This window comes from Neobacillus sp. PVCKKU3, from assembly GCF_058323225.1.
On the sequence record NZ_JBLVQN010000048.1, the window covers coordinates 17,338 to 34,149 of the forward strand.

Consider the following 16,812-nt stretch of genomic DNA (forward strand, 5'->3'; position numbering starts at 1 on the left):
CCACCCTTTAATTAGTCTTGTCTAAATGAAAATGGATGTTTTGGCCCTTCAGGAGGTTTTACAGGATTATTTGGTGCATTACCGCCTTGAAATTGGGAAACAAGGCCTTGGATGGCGCCAATCGCCTGACTGATATTCTGTAGATGGGACTGCATTTGATTGGGATCCATCTTTTTGAAAATTCCCATCACATTGGACATTAAGTCCCCTTTGGCTTCTTTCTCATCTTTTACCTCCGCAGCTTCACCATCTGAACCAATTTTCTCCCAACGCTGGTCTTCTTCCCCTAATAAGTACCAGTCCTCGTATAATTCCTGCCAGGTGGCGTTTCCTTTGCGGACCTCCTTAATAATTTTCGGATTATTTTTAACAAATTCTTTAAATTTTTCAACGGATGGGTGCAATTTTTTTTGCGTCATTATCCTCACCTCTGCCCCTATTCATTCCAATAATAAAGTATGATAAACCAGAAAAAATGTGAAACGGCGAATTAGGTTTAAAACATTTATTATTAGGCACACAAGTGGTAAGATGGTCAAAGAAATGTAAATGAAAACTCGCCGATTGGCGAGTCCGATAGGACGAAGACAGAGGCATAGTTGAATTTATGCGTTAGGAAAGTATAAATTTGTGAAAATTTATACTTTTCTATTAGCCAAAAAAAGAAAGAGGTAAAAAAATGAAACAAGAGTTAAGGCATCTTTTAGAAGATTGTATCGAGAATGGCTCGGAAACAGACTTGGAAAGTCTCGCCTCCCTATTACGAGGGGTTCAGCAAAAGATTGACAAGAACAGTGATACCTATATTGGCCATCTTCTCCATATGGACAGAAAAATGGACAAAAACACGTGTGAAATTACCATCCCCATTAATCCAACCATTCATAATAATTTAGACATTGTTCATGGCGGCATTACAGCCACAGTTTTGGATACTGCAATGGGTTCATTAGCAAACTATGTTTTGCCAGAAGGTTTTGGGGCCGTAACTAATCAGCTTAATATCCACTATATTGCCCCTGGAATTGGGGACACATTAAGCTGCAAGGCTGACATCATTCATCATGGCACAAAAACAATCGTCGTCTCAGGCACCGCCTACCGAAATGACGGCAAAAAAATAGCCTATGCCACCGGCACATTTTTTATCATAAATAAATAAGAAGGGGACTAATGATAATGGTTACAGCCATTCTGATCCCGATTATTTGTTTTTATTTCTACCTGCTGACTAAAAAAGAAATGAAAGAGCACGATGAAAAATGGCTTGCTGCAGGGAATGTAAGGGAAGAAGCAATATTAACAGGTGAAATTAAAAGCATCGACGAAAGCAAGGAACGCTATTATTATCACCGTTATCTTTTGGTTCAGACAATAAAACTTCAAACTGATGCTAAAATGATCACTGCCAAAAGAATGACTCCTGTTACGAAAAACATGGAAAAATGCTTATTTACACCAGGCCATTTTATTCGTCTATATGGGAGCTGGGAAGGAAATACGTTTTTATTTAACCGATTTGATTCGAAAACTCCGAACGGCTAATTTTATAAGAAATAATAAAGGGAGAAAATGCAGGACCCTGCTTCTTCTCCCTTTTATTGTTCTGTTTTTTGGATAAAGTTTTGCGTATAATATTTTTGATATACACCAACACCAAGATGGGTGAATTCCTTATTTAATAACGAATCCCTGTGGCCCTTGCTGTTCAGCCACCCTTCAACCGCAGCAGGCCCGTCCGTATAATTGGCGGCGATATTCTCACCAGCCGTTTTATAGGCAACCTCAGCTTTATTTAATCGATCGGCAAGACTGCCAAATTTTTTAGATGTATGTGAAAAATCATTATTCAATGCCATATCCTTACTATGGCCAAATGCTACTTCAGCCGTCCTATCGTCCCATTTTAATGGATCCAATTTGTACCTTTGCCTTAACACATTTGAAATATCAAAAATTTCTTGTTCTGCCCCTGTTTCAATCTTTTCCCACATTTCTTCGTCAGGCAGAGGCTGTTCGATTAATTCACCGCGATAGACGAGCTCATAAGGGCGCTGCTTGATAAACGTCTCAGCATTTAAAATGCGTACGCTTGAAAGAGTACCCTTGAATTTATCAATATAAAGCTGAAAAAAAACATCACCCAGCTGAATGATTGGTCGCAGGTTTAAATCTGTGTCATTTAATTCAAACCGATAGTTATTCCCATTCAAATCGATATTGATATTCGTTTCGAAAAATTGCGTATTAAATATTTCTTCAACCGGCTGCCCGATCTCAAAAGGCGATATATTCAAATTTTCACCAAGGACGAAAATCGTTGCCACATGACTATTTTCAATCCCAACTTGAACATAACGTTTAAAGTCCAAGTTATAAATATACCATTGATAACCGTATGGAGTCTCATCAATTCGCTGTGGTTCCCCTAGTTCTTTGACAATGTCCGCAGCATTTTTGCCTATCAATAAAGACAAGCCTTCTTCAGGTTTTTTCAATTTATTGTTTGATTCCGAATTGGGATTTTGCTGATAAGTTTGTTCCATTTCTGATGTGCTGTCTTTCTTTATTAAAACCTTATCCTGATTCTTTTCATTTATGCCAACATAAAAGCCAATGGTGACGATTACCGCAGAAAGCACCAAAATTCGTAAAAGCGTCTTCAGAGGCTACACCCTCTCTATTACTATTTCTACCATTATATGTACTGTTAGAATAATTATAGCATTTATATCTTTTTAAGTAATACCCGTTTTCCTAAAATGTCTGAAAATGCTTAATTAAAAAAGAAAACAGGCACCGGGGCGCCTGTTTAGAAATATTTGTCCTATAATAAATTACTATTTTAATGCTGCGCACTTTTATAATTTTGTTCCGAAATTTGTGTCAAGGCCTGCCTTGCTTGATCATCAGTTAGTTCACGGATTGCAAAATCGCCAAGTGATACAATACCAATCAACTTCTCATCCTCGACAACAGGCAAACGACGAATTTGATGCTGTGCCATCAATTTTGCCGCCTCTCTAGTAGAGGCCTCTGGAGAAACAGTAATCAGGTCATTGCTCATAATTTCCTCCACTTTGGATGAGCCAGGATGCTTTTCTGCCACGCCTCTAATGACAATATCACGATCAGTAATCATACCAACAATTTTTTCTTTATCGACAATAGGAATAGCCCCTACATTTAATTCTTTCATTTTAACGGCTACTTCATAGATATTATCTAATAGAGTACAGCAGTCTACCTCATCAGTCATAATATCACGGATTTTTTCCATAAAATCGCCTCCAAAATTAATAGCTCTTTTCGTAAATTAGAATATCCAGCCATAATGGATTTATTCGTTAAATGATTTCGTTGCAAGTTACAGAAATTTCATCTATTATTAAATTGAATTAATCTTGCTTTATTACCAAATAATGAATACAGGCAAGCGTTTCTAGGAGGGATTTATTTATGAAATTCGAAAATACTGGTATTGAGGAGTTCAAAGCAGACATAAACCGGCTTGATGACGTAATGCATCAGCATGGTTTAGTGCGCGCAGGACAATGGGATTATGAACGCGTTACATACGACAAAAAGTTTGAACTAAGAGAGGGAGTATTTTACCTTCGCATCCAAGGCTATTCTGTTGAAGGCGATGTAGATACCTTCAAAGCTGTGGTTCAATTGATGACTCCTCTGTTGGGAAAACATTATTACCCACACGGTGTTGAATACGGTGAAGGTGAAAATTTCCCTGCATCACTTGTAAATCAATGCAAAAAAATTATCGAAGATGTAAAAAATGAAGTCAGCAAATTTGCTGTATAACGCACAAAAAGCCGCATGAATGTTAATCATGCGGCTTTTTTGATCTTAAAAACCTAAAATCGCTTTAATCATGGAAGTTGTTTCTCCGCCTCGGTAAAATACGTATAAGAGCAGGTAGACCACTACTCCGGTAGCGGCTGAAAAAAACCAGACGATGCTGGTAAAGGGGCCAAGACGGCGATGGAAGGTGAGTTTATTTTTATAACCTGAAATAAGAGACATTATCCCCAAGACTGCTCCTAACGTGGCCAAGGTAATATGAAAAATCAAAAATACAGTGTAGAATATTTTGATATTATCCGGTCCACCAAACGATGTGTTCCCGATGAATATAGTTCTAGATGCATAAATAATAAAGAAAATAAGAGCAAAAATACCTGCAAAAAACATAGTCCGTTTGTGAGCTTCCAATTTTCTTTGTTTAATTTGCCACCAGCCGATGGCAACTGTAATCCCGCTTAAAACGATAAAAGTGGTACTAATCGTGGGTAAAATTGGTATCGAATCCATGCATAAATCCTCTCTTTTGTTTATTCTCCTCTTATAGTAGAGGAAACCTTCCTAAACTTCAACCAAAAGAAATAGAGGTTGTCATTCGGACAGCCTCTATTTAATAAGCGATGGATTAAATTTTTGATTTAAATCGCGCTCTGTTTCTGCTTGGTCCTTTCGATACCATTCAAAAAAGACGCGGAAAAGGATTACCCCATAAATTATTTCCTGCATAATCTTCATCAATACTCCGCCAAGCTGTTGGTCGTGGATTAAGGACATCGAACTAAACAGCTCAGGACCGCTCAAATTTAAGCTGTTAAAATTAGCGGTACCAACACACAAGCTCATCACGTTGCCCCATACATGCGGATCAGAATAGGTGGCATAAATAGGTGTGTCAGCAAAGATAATCAATGCGCAGGCCGGTGTTAAAAGAATGCCATCCGCAAAAATATACCCAACCTTTTTTAAACCGCTTAGGGTTTGATGCTCAGGAAGCTGATTAATTAATGGCCACCACATAAAAATGGCAACGACAAACAATAGAATCGAATAGCCTGCATGCAGCCAAATATTTTGCATGACATGATCAAAAATGATAGGAACATGGTAAAACGAAAATAACCCGTTAAAGATTATTAGAGCCATAAGCGGTCTAGTGAAAAACTTAAAGAGAGAGTTAAAAACTCCGATGCGTAAAACCGCTCTCCACAGCCATGCAGGTACACCCAAAATGAATAAAGGCGGAACAATCAAGACCAGTGCAGCCATCTGAATCATATGAATATAAAACATCAAATGGGCCATTAAGTCCAATGGAGACCCTTTAATAGCATACAAAAGAATCATTGAAGTAAGAAATAAAGACCCTTGCTGCCATGTTAATGGCTCACTGTCCTGGAAACGGTGTCTAAATCTTGTGGTTAGAAGAAAAAATCCTCCTGTCAAAACAATCATAATCAATAAAAAATACGGGCTCCATAACGCTTCAAATCCAAATATATCCAAGGTAAGCACTGCAATATCACCTCTAAAATAGTTAAAGAATCATCAACTTTATTATACCCTTGGCTTTTGGGATAGGCAAAGAAATGATGCTGCATATGTTTTCCAATTACTAAAAAAGAAAATCGGCTAAAAGCCGATTTTCTTTTTAATTACTACCACCAAATAATGGTAGAAAATGCCCAAATCATAACCAAGCCAACAAATAAGCCTGAAAACAGGAATAAAGTTGGGGCCTCATGGCCTTTATGACTCATATGCATAAAATAAAACAATTGGAAAACCACTTGCACGAACGCTAAAAGAACGATAAATGGTATAGTAAACCACGCTGTAAATCCTTTAGCAGCTACAGCAGCAAACGCAATCAATGTTAAGAAAATCATCAAAGCAAATGAAATGACTTGATATCTCATCTCTTCCGCACTTTTACGGCGGCGATATTCAAGGTCAACTCTTGGGTTACCTGAATTTAATTGTTGATTTGCCATCAGTTTATCCCACCATTCCCATTAAATATACAATAGTAAAGATGAATACCCATACAACATCAATAAAGTGCCAATACAAACTAAATACATAGAATTTTGGCGCGTTGTATAAGTCTAAGCCGCGTTTTGCATTACGTAACATTAACGATAAGCACCAAGCTAATCCGAAAGCAACGTGAGCTCCGTGGAAGCCAACAAGTGTGTAGAAAGCAGATCCAAAAGCACTACTCGTAAATTTATGCCCTTCATGAACATAATGTGTGAACTCATAAACTTCAAGTCCTAAGAACCCAAGTCCTAATAGGACAGTAAGACCTAACCACACCATCATTTTTTTGAAGGCGAAATTTTTCATCTGGTACATAGCGTAAACACTTGTTAATGAGCTTGTTAATAACAGCATCGTTGCCACGAAGGTCAACGGAAGTTCAAATAAATCCTTTGCCAGAGGCTGAGATGTATTTGGCACTTTATCCTTTAACGAAAGGTAAGTGGCGAAGAGAGAGGCGAAAAGCACAGTCTCTCCCCCTAAGAATAACCAAAAACCTAAAAATTTATTTTTCGCTTCAAGGGTTGATTTCTCCGGCTCTGCAGGCCAAGTTTCATAAGTTAATTTTTCTTCAGCGTGCATTATGCCTTAACCCCCTTATTATCATCATCGTTCATTAATTCTTCTTTATGAATATGGAAACCATGGTCATCTTTAACAGATCGTAATAACATGGAACCAAATGTTACGAGCAGACCAATAAACAAGACTGGCAATGCCCATCCCTTATCATCCACATGGTACATCGCACCGAAAGCAGCGATGAAAAGACCAAGCGATGTTGTAAATGGCAAGAAAGAAGAGTTTGGCATATGAATATCACCAAGCGGCTCAGCAGGAGTCATTTCTTTCTTTCCTTCCATTTTTTCTAACCAATAAGCATCTAAACCGCGAACAAGCGGAAGCTGCTTAAAGTTATAGAACGGCGGTGGAGATGGAATAGACCACTCTAATGTACGTCCGTCACCCCAAGGGTCATTTCCAACTCTAACATTTTTAACAGATGTAACAATAATGTTAATCAACAGCACAATAACACCGACAGACATGAAGGCAGCTCCAATGGAACTAATCATATTAGAGGTTTCAAAGCCCTGACCTGGCAGATAGGTAAATACGCGGCGAGGCATACCCCATAGACCAAGGAAGTGCTGGATAAAGAATGTCATATGGAATCCGATAAAGAATGTCCAGAATGTAATCTTACCCATCGTTTCATTTAACATTGTTCCAAACATTTTTGGCCAATAAAGATGTGTACCAGCTAAAAGCGCTAAGACAACCCCACCAACAATAACATAGTGGAAGTGGGCAACAACGAAATATGTGTCATGGTATTGATAGTCAGCGGCAGCAGAAGCAAGCATAACACCGGTTACTCCACCCATAACAAATGTCGGGATAAAAGCAAACGCATAATGCATTGGTGTTGTAAATTTAACACTTCCGCCCCACATGGTGAACAGCCAGTTGAAAATCTTAATACCAGTCGGAACCCCAATTGCCATCGTAGCGACAGCAAAGATAGCATTAGCCACTGGACCAAGACCAGTTGTAAACATATGGTGCGCCCAAACCATGAATCCTAAGAAACCAATTAACACGGTTGCGAACACCATTGAAGAATAACCAAATAGACGTTTTCTTGAGAACATTGCAAAGATTTCCGAGAAAATACCGAAAGCTGGCAAGATCAAGATATAAACTTCTGGGTGACCGAAAATCCAGAATAAGTGCTCCCAAATCACGGTATTACCACCTTGGGCCACTTCAAAGAAATTAGCTCCAAATAGACGGTCAAACATCATTAATACTAATCCCACTGTTAATGGAGGGAATGCAAAAAGAATAAGTGCTGACGTTACAAATGTTGTCCAAGTAAACAACGGCATACGCATATAGGTCATTCCAGGTGCACGCATGTTAATGATGGTTACAAGGAAGTTAATACCACCAATCAACGTACCTAAACCTGAAATCTGTAAACCTAGAACATAGAAATCTACACCATGTCCTTTGGAGTGAATAGCAAGAGATGCATAAGAAGTCCAACCAGCATCTGGTGCTCCTCCTAAGAACCATGAAAGGTTTAGAAAAATTCCGCCAAAGAAGAACAACCAAAATCCTAATGCGTTCACATAAGGAAAAGCTACGTCACGCGCTCCTATCTGGAGTGGCATAACGGCATTCATGAACGCGAACACAAGCGGCATGGCAGCTAAGAAAATCATTGTTGTTCCGTGCATTGTAATGATTTCATTAAATGCCCCGGCGCTTACAAAATCATTGTTGGGAACTGCAAGCTGGATACGGATAAAGACAGCTTCAATACCGCCAACTAAGAAGAAAAATCCACCTGCAATCAGATATAGGATGGCGATTTTTTTATGGTCAACTGTTGTTAAAAAATCCCATAAAGTTGCACCAAATCCCTTTTTTTGAGCATAGGTACTCACGTTTTTACCTCCCTTTCAACCAAATCCCCTATTAGTCCTGAACCTTTAAGCCCATCAGATATTCTGCTAAAGCATTTAGCTGATCTTCCGTCATTTGCGGATACTTACCAGTCATAGTGTTGCCTGGCTTATAGGTTTCTGGATTACGAATCCAATTTTTTACTTCTTCCTTATTATGGTCCAAAATACCAGCAACACGTGATCTTTCGCCAAAGTTTGAAAGGTTCGGCGCGATACGAGCTGTTTCCGGCATTTTGTTTTCAGGTGTTACAGCATGGCAGCCAATACAGCTTTTATTAAAGATATCCTGACCTTGCTGTGCTAAAGCAGTTTGGGCTTTTTCAGGAGCTTTGACGCTCTGCATATCTTTCACCCAAGTATTGAAATCGTCTTTGCTCATTGCTTTTACTTTAAAGTCCATTAAAGCATGGGATGGTCCGCAAAGTTCAGCACATTTCCCATAGAAAAGATTTCCTGCTTCATTAGCCTTTGCTGCATCAAACTCTAACCAAAATTTATTAATATTGTCTGTATTTGTATCAAGTTTTCCGCCTACAGCCGGAATCCAGAAGGAGTGTTTAACATCCATGGATTTCAAACTGAAATATACCTTCTCATCGGTTGGTACAACTAGTTCTTGGCTGGTTACAATCTTTTGTTTAGGATATTCGAAATCCCACCAATATAAATGAGAACGAACATTAACTACAACTGCATTAGATTTTTTGTCATCCATTGTTTTAACATCCGCAAGTTTAAATGTTGCGGAAACAGTTGGAACAGCTAGAACCAAAAGCAAAAGAATCGGAATAACGGTCCAAATAATTTCTAATTTATGACTTCCTTCTACCTGTTTTGGTATCCTGTCATCCTTCCTTCTAAAACGGAAAAAGACGATAACAAAAATTAACATAACTACAATAATAACGCCAACCATAATTATCGTGCTTAGCTCCATCAAATCGTACTGGATGTCAGCAACTTCACCGGCTGGAGTTAATGTGGATAAATATGGTTTACCACAACCGGAAAGTACAAGCGCTACCATCGCAAACAGCGAGAATAAACGCCAATTTGCTAGCCTTTTCATGCTTAATCAAACCCCTCTTTCACTTTTAGTTTATTATTTTATTGATTGATCAAAGAAGTATGTACGACCTCTTTCCCGCAAAGAAATTGCTTCAGGAAAGAAACGTCAGCAAAACTAGATTAATGTAACTATAACCATCGCCACAAAAATAATAGTCAAATATTGCAATGAGTAAACAAACATTAGTTTTGCCCACTTTATGTCATCTTTGATCTTATATCCATAAATCCCTAATGCAAGCCAGCCGAGATTTAAGACGGTGGCAAGAATTAGAAATGGGATTCCTAATTTAGTAAGAAAAAATGGGATTGGCAAAAGCACTGCAACCCAGAGTAAAATGTGAATTTTTGTGGTTTTAAACCCTTTCACTACAGGAAGCATTGGGATGTTCGCAGCTTTATACTCTTTCACCCTTCTCATCGCCAAAGCATAGAAATGCGGCGGCTGCCAAACAAACATTAACACAAATAACGCCCATGCCATGACATCAAGATTTGCATCTACTGCAGCCCAGCCAATCAACGGTGGTACAGCCCCAGAAATACTGCCAATAATGGTATTAGAGACTAGCTGTCTTTTTGACCATAAAGTATATAAGAAAACATAACTAAAAACTCCAAGCAGTCCTATTACTGTTGCAGTTATCGTTGTAAACAATAAAAACAGTGTTCCCAGTCCTATAAGTAAAATACCTAATCCCAAAACTTTTACCGGCACCACTTTCCCGGTAACAGTAGGTCTAGATTTTGTTCTTTCCATTAAGTGATCGATATCCCGGTCAACGTAATTGTTTATTGCACAGGAACCGGCAACGATTAAAGCCGAACCCGCCACTGTATAGAAGACAATATCTAAATTATTCAAAAAGCTAAGGCCGGAAAAATGCAAGGCGAGCCAAAGACCTGTAAAGACAGTAATCAGATTGGAATTAACGATTCCAATTTTGATAAGGGCCATAAAGTCTTTCCAAACGGATGTTTTTTCTGAAACAGAATCCAGGCTTGTCGCACCATTTCCTATGGCAGCCTTTGAGTTGGACATTTAATTTCTCCTCCTGATTCTTAATACTGTCCTCGATGAAGCATACCCTCATTATGTATACCGTGATTTCAATAACACTTTCTCTGTATATTAAATCACACTTTCAGGAATTTTTGTGAACTTTTTTTGAATAATTTTTGACTAATTTGTGACTAAATAAAATTTCTTCTTATTTTCCCCTTGTTCGGACCATTAAAGTTTTGTAAAAAAATAAAAAGGAAGTCTTTTAAGTATTTATTTCAACAGTATGAATATAGGATTGTTGGAATTAAGACTGCAGTATGCAAACCCTATCGGTCTCTTGAAAAATGCATCCCTCTATAGTTCTAACAGACTACACCTTAAGTTTCAACGTTTTCCACTATAATAATAGTGATAAATTAACATTATCCATTTTCAAAAAAAATCCTATAAGAAACTAGGCTGAAATTCTGTTCTTTTTTTGGATAATTCGTTATGATGTATAAGTACTTTTAATCTTGCTTCTTTTTTTATCCATTATACTGTCAAGAATTTTTTTTGACAAATTATTGAACTTTAGTTAGAGGTGAAATTTTTTGCGACGCTCTTTGAAGTGGTTGGCTGTTGCCACCACCATTGGAATGATACTTATTTTACTCGGCGGGGCACTCGTTACCAAAACGGGTTCTGGAATGGGCTGCGGCAGATCTTGGCCATTATGCCACGGCAAGATTCTGCCTTCGGACATTACACCGGAACTTATTATTGAACTTGCCCACCGGCTTGTTTCAGGTGCAGTCGGCATCATGGTATTAATATTGTCCGTTTGGTCTTGGAAGGCAATCGGGCATATAAGGGAAACAAAATTTCTTTCCTTTCTGTCTTTTTTCTTTCTTCTGCTCCAGGGGTTAATCGGAGCTGCTGCAGTAAAATGGGGACAATCTGATTTTGTCCTGGCTTTACATTTCGGCATTTCTCTCATTTCATTTGCGGCTGTTTTCCTATTAACGCTGCTAATTTTTGAAATCGATAAAAAGTTCGCCGCCGAGAAACTCTATATTGATAAACGGATGGGTTTCCATATTATTGGCGTTACTATTTATAGTTATATCGTCATTTATACCGGCGCCCTTGTCCGTCATACAAAATCAAGCCTTGTCTGCAGGGATTGGCCATTTTGTCTAAACGATTCTCCCGGACTTCCAAGCAATCTATATGAATGGGTGCAAATGGGCCACCGAACGGCCGCGGGCTTGATTTTTCTCTGGATCCTTTACATTACTGTACTTGCTGTCCGTCATTATAAGCACCAAAGAGTCCTGTATTGGGGCTGGATTATTTCATTGATATTGGTATCAATGCAAGTAACCGCAGGCGCATTTATCATTTTTAGCCGCCTAAACCTTTACATCGCATTGCTGCATGCTTTTTTTATTACTTGTTTATTTGGTCTCTTAAGCTATTTTGTCCTTTTGTATTCAAGGTCAAAAAGGAACTTTCATTAAAAAAGGCTGTCTCAAGTTTGAGACAGCCTTTTTCTTTATGCTTTAACTAGTTCAATCAAGAGGTCACCGGTTTGGATAGAGTCACCGTTTAATGCATAGATGTCTTTTACAACACCGGAAAATGGTGCTTGAACGGTCGTTTCCATCTTCATCGCTTCTGTAATCATCAAATGATCACCACGTTCGACCTTTTCACCCTTCTCTACCAATACTTTAATAACTGTTCCAGGCATCGAGGCAGAAATATGGTTTTCATTTTTCGGATCCCCTTTAAGTCTAGAGACAACCTTTGCTTTAATACTCTCATCTTTTATAACCACTTCACGAGGCTGGCCATTTAATTCAAAATAGATGACTCTTGTCCCGTCTGCCTGCGGCTGACCAATCGAAACTAGTTTCACAATTAGCGTTTTACCTGTTTCGATTTCTACTTCAATTTCCTCCCCCATGCGCATTCCATATAAGAAGGTTGGAGTATCAAGAACGGAAATATCCCCATACAGCTCTGTTGTTTTAGCATATTCCATAAACACCTTTGGATAAAGGGCATACGAAATAATTTCAAAATCAGTTACCTGTCTTCCCAATTCCTCATAAAGCTCTTCTTGTAACGCATTAAAATCAACTGGTTCAAGCAGTTCTCCAGGTCGCACTTCCAAAGGCTTCTTGCCTTTTAAAATCACCTTCTGCAATTCCTCGGGGAATCCGCCATGCGGTTGACCTAAATAACCTTCAAACAATTCAACAACTGAATCAGGGAAATCGAGCGAATTTCCTTTTAATACGACGTCTTCCTCGTTTAAGTCATTTTGCACCATGAACAACGCCATATCGCCAACAACCTTTGAGGATGGGGTTACCTTGACAATATCGCCAAACATTTGGTTTACACGGGAGTACATTTCCTTTACTTCATCCCAGCGCTCGCCAAGCCCGACTGCCTTTGCCTGCTGCTGAAGGTTGCTGTATTGCCCCCCCGGCATTTCATGCTGATAAATTTCCGAATGCGGCGACATCATTCCGGACTCAAAATCTTGATAATATTTACGGACATCCTCCCAATAATGGGAAAGCTTTTCTAGAGCATCGATGTTTACATCAGGCTTTCGCTGATTGCCTTCTAAAGCGTAATAAAGGGAATTACCACTCGGCTGGGAGGTTAACCCTGCCATTGTACTCATGGCAACATCTACAATATCTACACCTCCGTCGATTGCACGGGCATAAGTATAAATCCCATTACCACTAGTATCATGAGTATGAAGGTGAATTGGTATATCGATTGTCGCTTTTAATTCTGACACCAGCCGGTAAGCAGCTTCTGGCTTCAATAGGCCTGCCATATCCTTTATGCCAAGAATATGGGCACCTTGATTTTCAAGCTCTTTGGCGAGGTTTTTATAGTATTCAAGATTGTATTTCGTTCTCGTAGGGTCCAATATATCCCCAGTATAACAAATGGATGCTTCGGCGATCTTTCCGGTCTGCCTTACAGCGTCGATAGCCACTTCCATTCCCTTGATCCAATTTAAGCTGTCAAAAATTCGAAACACATCTATCCCAGCCGATGCTGATTGCGTAACAAATTCCTTGATCAAATTGTCAGGATAGTTTTTATACCCAACAGCATTTGCTCCGCGAATTAACATTTGGAACAGAACATTTGGAATCTTTTCGCGAAGATTCAAGAGTCGGTCCCAAGGGTCTTCCTTAAGGAACCGGTAGGCCACGTCAAACGTAGCTCCTCCCCACATTTCAAAAGAAAATAGATCCGGTAATAGCTTTGCTGTCGGTTCGGCGATATGCGCGATATCAGTTGTGCGCATCCGTGTTGCGAGCAATGATTGATGGGCGTCCCGGAAAGTTGTGTCAGTTAACAGCACCTGCTTTTGGTCTTTTACCCACTGGACGAGGCCATCTGCTCCTTGCTTTTCTAAAATTTGTTTAGTCCCTTCTTTATATGCTAGATCAAATGGCAGAGAAGGAATTCGCGGCTTTGAAAAAACAGGTCTTTTCTTTTTTTCAATGCCCGGAAAACCATTTACTGTGACGGTACCGATATAGGACAGCATTTTTGTTCCCCTGTCTTTACGGACTGGGAAAATAAACAGTTCAGGTGTTGTATCAATAAAGGAGGTATCATACTTGCCGTTTAGGAACAATTCATGTTTCACAACGTTTTCTAAAAATGGAATATTCGTTTTGATTCCTCTTATCCTGAATTCCTGCAAATTACGAACCATTTTTGCAGCCGCCTGTTCAAACGTTAATGCCCATGTGGAAAGCTTCACTAATAATGAATCATAGTAAGGAGTAATGACTGCGCCTTGAAATCCATTCCCGGCATCCAGTCGAACGCCAAAACCACCACCAGAGCGGTACGCCATAATTTTGCCGGTATCAGGCATGAAGTTATTTAACGGGTCTTCTGTTGTAACCCTGGATTGAATAGCATATCCATATAAAAGAATCTTTTCTTGTTCCGGTATCCCAATTAAAGGCCCATGCAGTTCATGTCCTTCGGCAACTAAAATCTGTGTCTGCACAATATCGATACCTGTTACCATTTCTGTAATGGTATGCTCCACTTGAACACGAGGGTTTACCTCAATAAAATAAAAGTCATTCTCCGAAACTAAAAATTCCACTGTTCCTGCATTGATATAATTGACATTTTTCATTAATTTTACAGCCGCATTACAAATCTGCTTTCTTAACTCATCAGTAAGGGAGACGCTTGGAGCAATCTCGACCACCTTTTGGTGGCGCCGCTGGACAGAGCAATCCCTGTCAAAAAGATGAACGATATTTCCTTCTTTATCTCCAATAATCTGAACCTCAATATGTTTAGGTTTTTCAATTAATTTTTCCAGATAAACATCATCGTTTCCGAATGCTGCCTTTGCTTCTGATTTAGCCCGTTCAAATGCTTCACGAACTTCTTCGCGGCTTCTGACAATTCTCATTCCTCGTCCACCGCCGCCAAGCGCTGCTTTGATGATGATTGGGAAGCTATGTTCTTCGGCAAATTCCAGCACTTCCTCAACACTGTTAACAGGGCCGCCGCTCCCTGGTATAACTGGTATTCCCGCCAGTTCAGCCTGATAGCGGGCTTTTACCTTATCGCCAAACATATCTAAATGTTTAGATGCAGGACCGATAAACACAATCCCTTCTTCTTCACAGCGTCTGGCAAAGTGGATATTCTCCGACAAAAAGCCATAGCCCGGATGAATGGCGTCTGCACCACTTCTTTTAGCAATCCCAATGATTCCTTCAATATCTAAATAGGCATCTATTGGTTTCTTCCCTTCGCCCACTAAATATGCCTCATCTGCTTTATAGCGATGATAAGAGCCGGAATCCTCCTTTGAATAAATCGCAACAGTTCGAATATTCAGTTCAGTACAGGCGCGAAAAACCCTGATTGCAATTTCTCCACGGTTTGCAACCAATATTTTATTTATTTGTCTTGCCACATGAAACACCTCAATCTATGTATTTTTAAAAATGCGGGAGGCTGATGGACAGCCCCCACAATTTTATTTCATATAAATAACTTTTCCATTACCGCTTTGCACTTTAGTATCCACTGCTTGTTTTTGAGTTTTATATTTTTTCTCATATTTAACAAACATAGAAACGTTCACAAGGATTCCCATTGCAGCAGCCAGCATTAACAAGGAGGAACCTCCATAGCTGATGAACGGCAGCGGAACACCTGTTAACGGAATAACCCCAGATATCCCGCCAAGATTAATAAATGTTTGAATCCCAATCATACTTGAAATCCCAATCGCAAGGAGACTCCCGAAGGGGTCCTTACATTGTAAGCCGATATAAATCCCGCGCAAAACAATATAAGCTAGCAGCAGAATGACAAAGCCTACACCCCAGATTCCTAATTCTTCGGCTATTACCGCCATAATAAAGTCAGTATGAGATTCCGGCAAATAGCCTAGCTTTTGAATGCTTTTACCTAGACCCAAACCATTTATTCCGCCCTGTCCTATCGCAATAAAGGAATTTGCAAGGTGAAATCCAGCGTTTTGGGCATCAGCAAACGGATCGCCCCAAGATGAGAATCGTTCAAGCCGTTTTTCAGAAAAGATAAACCCCTTAGCCGCAATAAAAAGAGGCAGAATAATGATTAAAGCCATCACAAGCAGTTTCCCGATCGTTTTATAATTCATGCCAGAACTAAAAATGACCATGCCGGCAATGAGGGCAATGATGCTCGCTGTGCCGTAATCAGGCTGAAGAGCAATTAATACACAAACTATAAAAAGAAAGAAAATTGGAGGTAGTACCCCTTTGTTAAATTGATTGATATAATCCTGCTTTTTGGAATAAACAGCTGCCAAATAAATGATAATTGCCAGTTTAACAAATTCAGAAGGCTGAAATTTAAAACCACCAATCTGATACCAGCTTTGTGCACCGCCTGCAACAGTACCAAATACGAAAAGTCCCAATAAAGTGATAAGGGAGGTCAGAACAATAAATACCATTACTTGCGTAAACTTCATAATTTTATACGGAATGATAGCTGTAAAAAGGAAGATGAAAGCAAACAATAGCAGCCACATTTTTTGCTTTTGATAAAAATAATCACTTGGCACATCATACCTTTGAACGGCCCAAGCCATGCTGGAGCTATAGATCATGATTAAACCAAAAGTACATAAAAGTATAATGGCAATGATTAGAGAATAATCATATGATTTTAATATTTTCTTTACCATGCTTACATCCTCATTTTCAATTTAGGTTTATACCATTCTATTATAATCGAAATTTCATGTTATGACTTGAGGAAACAATTATTTGTTACAAGATTTTAATAGAGAAAATTCAGAAAAGTGGGGTAAAAAATATTAACTCTATATATAACAAAAAA

Annotated in this window: 16 protein-coding genes; 4 read left to right on the forward strand and 12 right to left on the reverse strand. The window is 39.1% G+C overall.

All coding sequences use genetic code 11. From position 1 onward, the window contains the following. Positions 1-11: 11 nt before the first annotated feature. On the reverse strand, positions 12-419 hold the full coding sequence (locus ACNQGS_RS24565; RefSeq protein ID WP_423801621.1) for a YlbD family protein: 408 nt from the start codon (positions 417-419) through the stop codon (positions 12-14). Positions 420-679: 260 nt separating this feature from the next. Between ACNQGS_RS24565 and ACNQGS_RS24570 the strand changes: the two genes are divergently transcribed. Next, positions 680-1,162, forward strand: a complete 483-nt coding sequence (locus ACNQGS_RS24570; protein ID WP_491489617.1) for a PaaI family thioesterase — start codon at positions 680-682, stop codon at positions 1,160-1,162. 17 nt (positions 1,163-1,179) lie between these two features. Then, positions 1,180-1,545, forward strand: coding sequence for a hypothetical protein (locus ACNQGS_RS24575; protein ID WP_491489618.1), 366 nt, complete (start codon positions 1,180-1,182; stop codon positions 1,543-1,545). 53 nt (positions 1,546-1,598) lie between these two features. On the opposite strand, the gene ACNQGS_RS24580 is transcribed toward ACNQGS_RS24575, so the two are convergent. Both ACNQGS_RS24580 and ACNQGS_RS24585 read right to left on the reverse strand, forming a co-directional pair. Then, positions 1,599-2,642: a CAP domain-containing protein gene (locus tag ACNQGS_RS24580; RefSeq protein ID WP_491489619.1), complete on the reverse strand. Its 1,044-nt coding sequence runs from the start codon at positions 2,640-2,642 to the stop codon at positions 1,599-1,601. Positions 2,643-2,845: 203 nt separating this feature from the next. Continuing rightward, entirely contained in the window at positions 2,846-3,280 is a 435-nt protein-coding gene (locus tag ACNQGS_RS24585; protein WP_491489620.1) for a CBS domain-containing protein, read from the reverse strand. A gap of 179 nt (positions 3,281-3,459) precedes the next feature. Here ACNQGS_RS24585 and ACNQGS_RS24590 point away from each other — a divergent pair, with 179 nt between their 5' ends. After that, the gene (locus tag ACNQGS_RS24590; RefSeq protein WP_491489621.1) at positions 3,460-3,819 is read left to right on the forward strand and encodes a YugN family protein; all 360 of its coding nucleotides are present in this window, start codon (positions 3,460-3,462) and stop codon (positions 3,817-3,819) included. Between the two features lie 45 nt (positions 3,820-3,864). Here ACNQGS_RS24590 and ACNQGS_RS24595 read toward each other — a convergent pair whose 3' ends face one another. The 7 genes from ACNQGS_RS24595 to cyoE all read right to left on the reverse strand — a co-directional run bounded on the left by ACNQGS_RS24595 (position 3,865) and on the right by cyoE (position 10,446). After that, complete coding sequence (locus tag ACNQGS_RS24595; RefSeq protein WP_423801616.1) at positions 3,865-4,329, reverse strand: DUF420 domain-containing protein; 465 nt, start codon at positions 4,327-4,329, stop codon at positions 3,865-3,867. Between the two features lie 96 nt (positions 4,330-4,425). Further along, positions 4,426-5,331: a cytochrome c oxidase assembly factor CtaG gene (ctaG, locus tag ACNQGS_RS24600; protein ID WP_491489622.1), complete on the reverse strand. Its 906-nt coding sequence runs from the start codon at positions 5,329-5,331 to the stop codon at positions 4,426-4,428. A 143-nt stretch (positions 5,332-5,474) separates the two neighbouring features. Beyond that, positions 5,475-5,810, reverse strand: a complete 336-nt coding sequence (gene ctaF / locus ACNQGS_RS24605) for a cytochrome c oxidase subunit IVB (RefSeq protein ID WP_423801614.1) — start codon at positions 5,808-5,810, stop codon at positions 5,475-5,477. Between the two features lie 4 nt (positions 5,811-5,814). Then, positions 5,815-6,441, reverse strand: coding sequence for a cytochrome c oxidase subunit 3 (locus ACNQGS_RS24610; protein WP_491489623.1), 627 nt, complete (start codon positions 6,439-6,441; stop codon positions 5,815-5,817). Beyond that, the gene (gene ctaD / locus ACNQGS_RS24615; protein WP_491489624.1) at positions 6,441-8,315 is read right to left on the reverse strand and encodes a cytochrome c oxidase subunit I; all 1,875 of its coding nucleotides are present in this window, start codon (positions 8,313-8,315) and stop codon (positions 6,441-6,443) included. Before ctaD ends, ACNQGS_RS24610 begins: the two co-directional genes overlap by 1 nt. A 31-nt stretch (positions 8,316-8,346) precedes the next feature. Beyond that, on the reverse strand, positions 8,347-9,405 hold the full coding sequence (gene coxB / locus ACNQGS_RS24620) for a cytochrome c oxidase subunit II (protein ID WP_491489625.1): 1,059 nt from the start codon (positions 9,403-9,405) through the stop codon (positions 8,347-8,349). Positions 9,406-9,519: 114 nt separating this feature from the next. Beyond that, positions 9,520-10,446, reverse strand: coding sequence for a heme o synthase (cyoE, locus tag ACNQGS_RS24625; RefSeq protein ID WP_491489626.1), 927 nt, complete (start codon positions 10,444-10,446; stop codon positions 9,520-9,522). A gap of 557 nt (positions 10,447-11,003) precedes the next feature. On the opposite strand from cyoE, the gene ACNQGS_RS24630 reads away from it, so the two are divergent. After that, the gene (locus tag ACNQGS_RS24630) at positions 11,004-11,912 is read left to right on the forward strand and encodes a COX15/CtaA family protein (RefSeq protein ID WP_213140873.1); all 909 of its coding nucleotides are present in this window, start codon (positions 11,004-11,006) and stop codon (positions 11,910-11,912) included. A 35-nt stretch (positions 11,913-11,947) separates the two neighbouring features. Here ACNQGS_RS24630 and pyc read toward each other — a convergent pair whose 3' ends face one another. Together pyc and ftsW are read right to left on the reverse strand one after the other, a co-directional pair. Next, the gene (gene pyc / locus ACNQGS_RS24635; RefSeq protein ID WP_491489627.1) at positions 11,948-15,391 is read right to left on the reverse strand and encodes a pyruvate carboxylase; all 3,444 of its coding nucleotides are present in this window, start codon (positions 15,389-15,391) and stop codon (positions 11,948-11,950) included. A gap of 63 nt (positions 15,392-15,454) precedes the next feature. Then, complete coding sequence (ftsW, locus tag ACNQGS_RS24640) at positions 15,455-16,657, reverse strand: putative lipid II flippase FtsW (RefSeq protein WP_491489628.1); 1,203 nt, start codon at positions 16,655-16,657, stop codon at positions 15,455-15,457. Between the last annotated feature and the right edge of the window lie 155 nt (positions 16,658-16,812).